Source organism: Exiguobacterium sp. 8A (assembly GCF_902506275.1).
Classification (GTDB): domain Bacteria; phylum Bacillota; class Bacilli; order Exiguobacteriales; family Exiguobacteriaceae; genus Exiguobacterium; species Exiguobacterium profundum.
In genome coordinates, this window is sequence record NZ_LR733702.1 from 1 (window position 1) to 6,241 (window position 6,241).

Below are 6,241 nucleotides of genomic sequence, written 5' to 3' on the forward strand. Positions count from 1 at the left end.
GCTAAGGCGCAGGGATAGGGCGGTTTTACGTTTTTTATCACTCAACGATAACACCTTCTTCGATCCGTTGTGCCTCCAATTGTTTCGCAAGGATGTATAGCCCTTTCAGGTTCAAGATCACACTATCCTCGATCCCGTTGATGAGACGGACATCCCATTTGCTGACGATCGGGAGGAGCGATTGTTCGAGTTCCTCATGGAACACGACGGCACCGCCACCGATCAAGATGATGTTCTCGACCTCGTGCTCAGGGTCACGTTCGATCAATGTGAGCTGTCGCTCGGTTTGCTCGGCGATTTCTTGTGCCTGGGCACGTTTATGGTTTTCGAACAATTTACGTAGCTCCAATGCATAGTCTTTCTTCGATTTCATTTTAGCCTTATACGTATGGCGAGAGTATTCCATTTGATGCAGGCGAGCATACGATTCGGTCGCACCCTCTAAGGCGTGCCCGACCCCGTTCCGACTCCCAGAGGTAAGGGCCGGCACAGGTGCCCCGCCGTCAGTGAAGGCATACTCGGTCGTCCCCTCCCCGATATCGACGATCAGATTCCCTTGCTTGCGGATATTCTGATCTAGGGCGTAGAGGGCGATGACGCCTTCAGACGTCACCTTCACGCTTTGGTAGTCCAACGAGACGCGGACGCGTTCGTCCCCTAACCAGATCGTCACCAGGTGATCGCCGAGCAACTGTTGTTCGAGCTGTCGTGCGTGCGCCTTGTTCTTAGCCCAGAGCATCGCAGGGATGGCAGTACCGAGCGTGATTGTCGCGTCGATCCGTTTCGGGATGTCCCCGTGTTGGTCGACATGGTCACGAAGGAGTGAGGCCGCCAATAAGGCGTGTGTCACGTAGGCCGACTGTTCATTCTCGTGTTTGTTCGATCGAACGGTCGTGCCGTCGATCGGCATCGTCATGAGCACGGAACTCGTACCGACGGAGAAGGCGGCCTTTCCGACGGCGTGTGGACCGGACAACGTGTGAATCGCAGACGAGGAAATCTCAACGACGAGGTGGTCCAACAGCCGTTCGGCCAACTGGAGGGCCGTCATGTCCCCGAAGTTGTAGTTCCAAGAAGAGCTGATGGCGTTCGGCGCGACGAGGCCACCTTTCGACGTCTCGACTTTTACGTCTGCATTTCCGATATCTACCGCAGCCACCATATGTAGGTTTTTACTCATAATTGTTGTCTGTGTATGCCCGTCAAAGACCTTGTGCTCGGACAACACATCATTCCTCCTCGACTACCAGCACGAAGTATGATTTTTGTATGACATAAGAATAACATATGTAAATTGAATGCACAATGTAAAACTTTTGTTTTATTTTAGTAATTCAAATGTCATACATAAGAGTGATATTTGTATGAAGTAAGACTTTGGTTTTTCTAAAGTGATCATTATGTATGATAATAGAATGACTTATGTAAAACATTGAATGACGAATGTGTGTCATATGTATGTTATATATGTTTTCTAATGTCGCCATATGTTTTACGAATGTCATTCTGACAAGAAGTGATGGGGGGCGGGAAGGTAGGTTTATATATTTCAAGTACCGCATCTTTAGCATATCGAGAATGGGAAATAGGGTAGGAAACAAGGGTGTCTTGGCATTGACCTTCTTTCAAAAACGGCTATAGAAATAGGGTTTAGAGGGGAAATCGTATATTGTGTTTTGATTCAGAGAGGCGTATGATGGAACTAGATTCTGAAAATTGGCATCCGACGGATGCGTGAAGAGTTACATAATCAGCCGGTCGATCGACCCGGGGTTCAGGCACAAAAAAAGAAGCACCTAGACGAAAAGAGGGGACGTTGTCCCTTTCGTCTAAGTGCTTCGTACCTACCCGGTCGTTCTACCGCCACCAGTCGTCCGACCAAGACTTCTGGATGGTACAGCGCAGTAGGATGCGCTTCGGCACACGACAAAAACAGACCTCCCGCCAGGAGACGAGCTGAACACTCGATCTTCCCGGTACAGCGCAACCAACTGCGCTTCGGGGCACGACCTGTCCGATGCAGGCGTTACATGCCTTATACTACCATGTCTACCGCATGTACACAAGCCTCACGAGTCAAGGTTTTCTCCCTTTCCTCCCCAGCCGGGACGGAAGGGTTGTCGCTACCTGAAGAGCCATGGACTGCCGCTGTATGCGCGGTGGCCATGGCTCTTTTCACGTTCCCCGTCCCGCGGAAGGGAATGGACGACATGCAGGCAGTGACGAGAAAGGCACAGTATCGGATACATAGCGAGCGAGAGGAGAAGGCGGTGCGCCTGCTCCTCGGCGAGGGAAAGGGGCTCTACGAGGCCTATGCGGGCGACATCCCGGACGACGTCCGTCAGAAGTGCGACCATACATACAAGACGCAAGGGGCGATCCGCGTCGCCTACGGCAAGGAATACCTCGCGAGCCACACCGGCGAGGGGCAGGACATCGCGCGCTCGATCGGTGGCGTGCTCCATTATCATGAGGCGAGCTGGCAAGGGGTGACCCACTGGACGCCGAACGTGTACATGCAGGCGGTGACGCCGGCCGACATCCGGGACGACAACCTCCGCCGGGTGCGGACGTTCCGGTTCGACATCGACGAGAAGCGGACGCGCCAACAGGTGCTGGCCGCCTTCCTGGAGGCCGACGTGCCGTGCCGTCCGGCGCTCATCTTGGAGACGCCACGTGGGACGCAGGTGTTCGTCGTGCTCGACGACGCGTTCTATGGCTCGGAGGGGGCGATCCGCCTCGCGCACGCGTTGGCCGTCGCGACACGTGACGCGCTCCTCGACGTCGGCCTGCCGGTCGACGTGCACTGCCCGGTGTTCGGCTGGGCGCGTTTCCCGCGCGAGGAGACGATCCGCCACCTCGACGAGGGGGCGCTCTGGTCGAAGGACGAGGCCGTGGCGTGGTTCCTCGAGACCCGCGCGACGATCGACGGGCTCATGAAAACGTCCGGGAAGTATCGGGACATGCCGGTATGGGGCGCCCTCTGGGCGACGGACGCGGTCGGGACACGGAACGTCGTGACGTTCTGGCTCGCCGTCATGGCGAGGAAGGACGGGCTCTCGCGCCGTCAGGCGATGCGTCGCCTCCAGGCGCGCAACCGGGGCATGACGAGACCGCTCACGGCGCGCGAGGTCGAGAAGACCGTGCTGAGCGCGTACCGGAAGGACTACGAGCCGTCGTCCGGCAAGTTGCAGGCGCTCTGTGGCGAGCGTCCGGTCTGGAACGGCTACAAGAAACATCGTCGCCCGCGCGAGGAGCGGGTCAACGAGCACCTGGACGAGTTCATCGCCCGCCTGCTCGCCCATCTCGACGAGAGATTGCCCGTGGGGGAGGGGGGCTTTGTGTGCATGGAGACGAGCGCGCGCACCCTCTGCCGGGAGATGCATGACGGGGACGTGAGTCAGCTGTCGGCGATGACGAAGGCGCTCCGCGCCCTCCATCGCCATGGGTTCCGGGTGGAGCCGATCCGTAACGCGGATGGCACGGTCCGACGCGGCCGTGGGGCCGGGTACCGCATCTGTCGCCTCGCCTCGCTCGTGTCACGGGTCCGTGACATGAAGCGAGAGGGGATGGCCTGCCCACCGTCCCTCCAGTACCGCGCGATGACGTTCGCACCGCGCCATGCGGAGCGCTATGAACGGGTCGCAAAACGGGTGAAAAAATTAAAATTAATGTCTTTCTTGCCAATACACTTAGGTACCGTGGCCGAGCTTTCTGACGGGGGAGGAGGGACCTATGCCCTGTTGAACCCCTGGAAACGGATGGTCTGTGAGGCGCGTCTCTCTCGTGAGACGTATCGGATCGGGCGGTCTGTGTTCTTTTCTCGGGGTTGAGGCTTACCCAAACCCTTGGATGTGGTATGTGAAATAATGTTAACAGGCCAATGATGGGGCAGGAGAATCGGCTTTCTCGTGTGTGGCACGAGGGATGCGAGCCTAGCGCAGTCTGGCGAGTCGTCCCGCAAGTGCCCCGACAAGCGGGTCGCAGGCGTCAACGCCGGAGAGCTGCGCGTTCAGGGTTTTCCGGACAGCACAAAAGGACCGGCAGGGGATGTAAGCGCTCGTCTGGTGTGTCCGCCCTGTCGGTCCTTCGTATGGTGTGTCGGGACCCTCCCGTGGGAGGCCTGTCCCAGATGGCTGGGGGGGACCGATCTTCCTTCGTCGAGGATAGAGGGTGTGCCGTGGAACGCTTTGAAGGAGCGTCCCACCGGGAGTGACCCATGTGTCCTTCACGATCTGACCGATCGCGCCCAGCCCTCCCCAGTATAAGGCATCTTCCCTGGCGGGGACACCAGAAGTGAATCAACGCCCCATCAAACATAACAAAGAGCCTCCCGATCGGTCGTCGGAAAGGCTTCTTGTCGCACGGGAAGTAGGGATAACCCGTACATGTTTGATTATATATGAAACCACGAGGGCGTGGGTGGCAAGCTTCGCCAAAGAAAATCTAAAAAGGAGTCCAGGAACCGTTTCGGGGCGGTCCCTGGTTTCTTTGTTCCTCTTTCGTCCAAGGCGTCCTTCTTAGAGAATTCGTTGGGTTCGGATCGAAGGACGCAGCGTCCGGGAGCTGAACAAGACGTGTTACTGACCGATGTGACGAGAACATCTAACGACAATACACATAACACAAAAAAGGGTATCGACGCCCTGGAGGAAGAGACCGAGTAGGTTTTAGTCTCCAGGGACGTGGACACCCTTATCCTATGGCATAGACACGTCGTCGTATGAACGAATAGGAGACGGCATGCATGCATATTTTGAGAGGACGAACGAAAGCCACCCCAGTCCAAGAGGTGGCTTTCGTCCTACCATCCTAAGTCTGTACACCATTTGGCGGAGTGTTGGGAGCCGTCATTTCCCAGAAGAAACCATCAAAAGAAAACTCTAGGCTAACGACTTCCAACTACTCACCATTTTAGTATCCCGAAGGGTCTCACCTTCTCCAAAATGAGAACGCTTGCGCGTTAATTTTTGAGAATGGATGTACGTTTTTTGGGAACAATTCGATCCGACATTTGTCGAAACAATTGTCGGATTTTGTCGCTTTCGACCCTGTCAGGAAACTTTTGTTCAAGACACAAAATATTTGAGGAAAACGACTCCGAGTTTCCTGAAACGAGGTGAAGGGTCTGACGTCAACCATCTTAAAAACGGATTTTTCAACCATCACTTTTTGAGAATCGTCAGGATTCGAGAGAGACGACAAGTCGCATGGTTGAGCCGTTTTTGTTACAATAAGGACGTCGGATAATCGTCCGGGAGCAGGTGTCGTTTATGGGCCATCGGATCATCGACGAGACCAAGCATCCAGTCGATCGAGACGTCCGCCTGTTCAGCGATCTGGTGGACGTGGTGCAAACCGATATAATTGCGCCGGTCCATTTTCATCCAACCTTGTACGGTAAAACTGGAGACTGTAAATCTCTCGGCAAGAAACTCTTCGAACTTCCCTTCTGTGTCGTTGACGATTTCGACATCCAATTGGGCGATGTATAACAGGCTCTCTCGCAAGCGTTGTAACAAGATCGGGAAGATCGTATCCCAATCTTCTGACGTTTGGATGGTTCTGACGTTCTGGTAGGTGATGATGTCGGTTCTCTCGAATAGCCAGTCCGCTGAGGTGTCGAGTTCCTCCAATAACCGATAGATTTGAAGGTTCCGTTTGATGCCAATCAACGAGTTAGATGGCTTAGATTTGTTTGACGATTGGCTAACGCTGGAATTGAGTGAAGTTATGATGACTTTCAACGTTTTTGATTGACGCAACGAGGAGTCGTTGTCCTTGAGAATTCTGTATCGTGCCTTGATCCGCTCGTATAGTTTGGCGCGGATGAGGACGATGTCATCGTTGTTGTTCATGTGCACTGTCTCCTTGTGATGTGTGTATGTATGTCAACAATTATGTGAACGCCTTCCTTCCAAAATCAAGAAAAGGTGAACATCGTTCACCGATTCGAGATATTTACAGACAAGAAAACCATTTACATATTTGGAATTTGTGATATAATTATTTATAAGTAACAAACAGCATTTTATTTACTTTAAAAATCCAGAAAACAAAAAAACCTACCAAGCCATATGGCTTGGTAGGCGAAGCTGCCGCAAGGTCGGACTCTGACGAGGCGACCGAGGGCTGGACGGATCGTGTTGACGCACGAACCATCCGGTTCTGGTGAATTTGATTTTTCGCGCCAAATTCACCTTTATCATAGCGGATTTCACGTGGTTTTTCCAGTCTCCCA

General features: G+C 54.0%; 4 protein-coding genes. 1 reads left to right on the top strand and 3 read right to left on the bottom strand.

Annotated elements, in window-relative coordinates; genetic code table 11:
- Positions 1-37 precede the first annotated feature (37 nt).
- Positions 38-1,225, bottom strand: coding sequence for a ParM/StbA family protein (locus GVY42_RS16385; protein WP_159563742.1), 1,188 nt, complete (start codon positions 1,223-1,225; stop codon positions 38-40).
- A gap of 985 nt (positions 1,226-2,210) precedes the next feature.
- On the opposite strand from GVY42_RS16385, the gene GVY42_RS16390 reads away from it, so the two are divergent.
- Positions 2,211-3,833: a primase C-terminal domain-containing protein gene (locus GVY42_RS16390; RefSeq protein WP_159565755.1), complete on the top strand. Its 1,623-nt coding sequence runs from the start codon at positions 2,211-2,213 to the stop codon at positions 3,831-3,833.
- A gap of 1,395 nt (positions 3,834-5,228) precedes the next feature.
- Here the strand turns inward: GVY42_RS16390 and GVY42_RS16395 are convergent.
- Positions 5,229-5,858 carry a hypothetical protein gene (locus GVY42_RS16395; protein ID WP_159563807.1) on the bottom strand — a complete coding sequence of 210 codons (630 nt, stop codon included), beginning with the start codon at positions 5,856-5,858 and terminating at the stop codon, positions 5,229-5,231.
- A 148-nt stretch (positions 5,859-6,006) separates the two neighbouring features.
- Positions 6,007-6,241: hypothetical protein (locus GVY42_RS16400; protein WP_159565757.1), on the bottom strand; the 235-nt coding region annotated here is incomplete at its 5' end.

Excerpts from the sequence above, each read along its gene's own strand:
- GVY42_RS16395 (WP_159563807.1), bottom strand. The coding sequence starts at position 5,858 with ATGAACAACAACGATGACATCGTCCTCATCCGCGCCAAACTATACGAG.
- GVY42_RS16390 (WP_159565755.1), top strand. The coding sequence starts at position 2,211 with ATGCAGGCAGTGACGAGAAAGGCACAGTATCGGATACATAGCGAGCGA.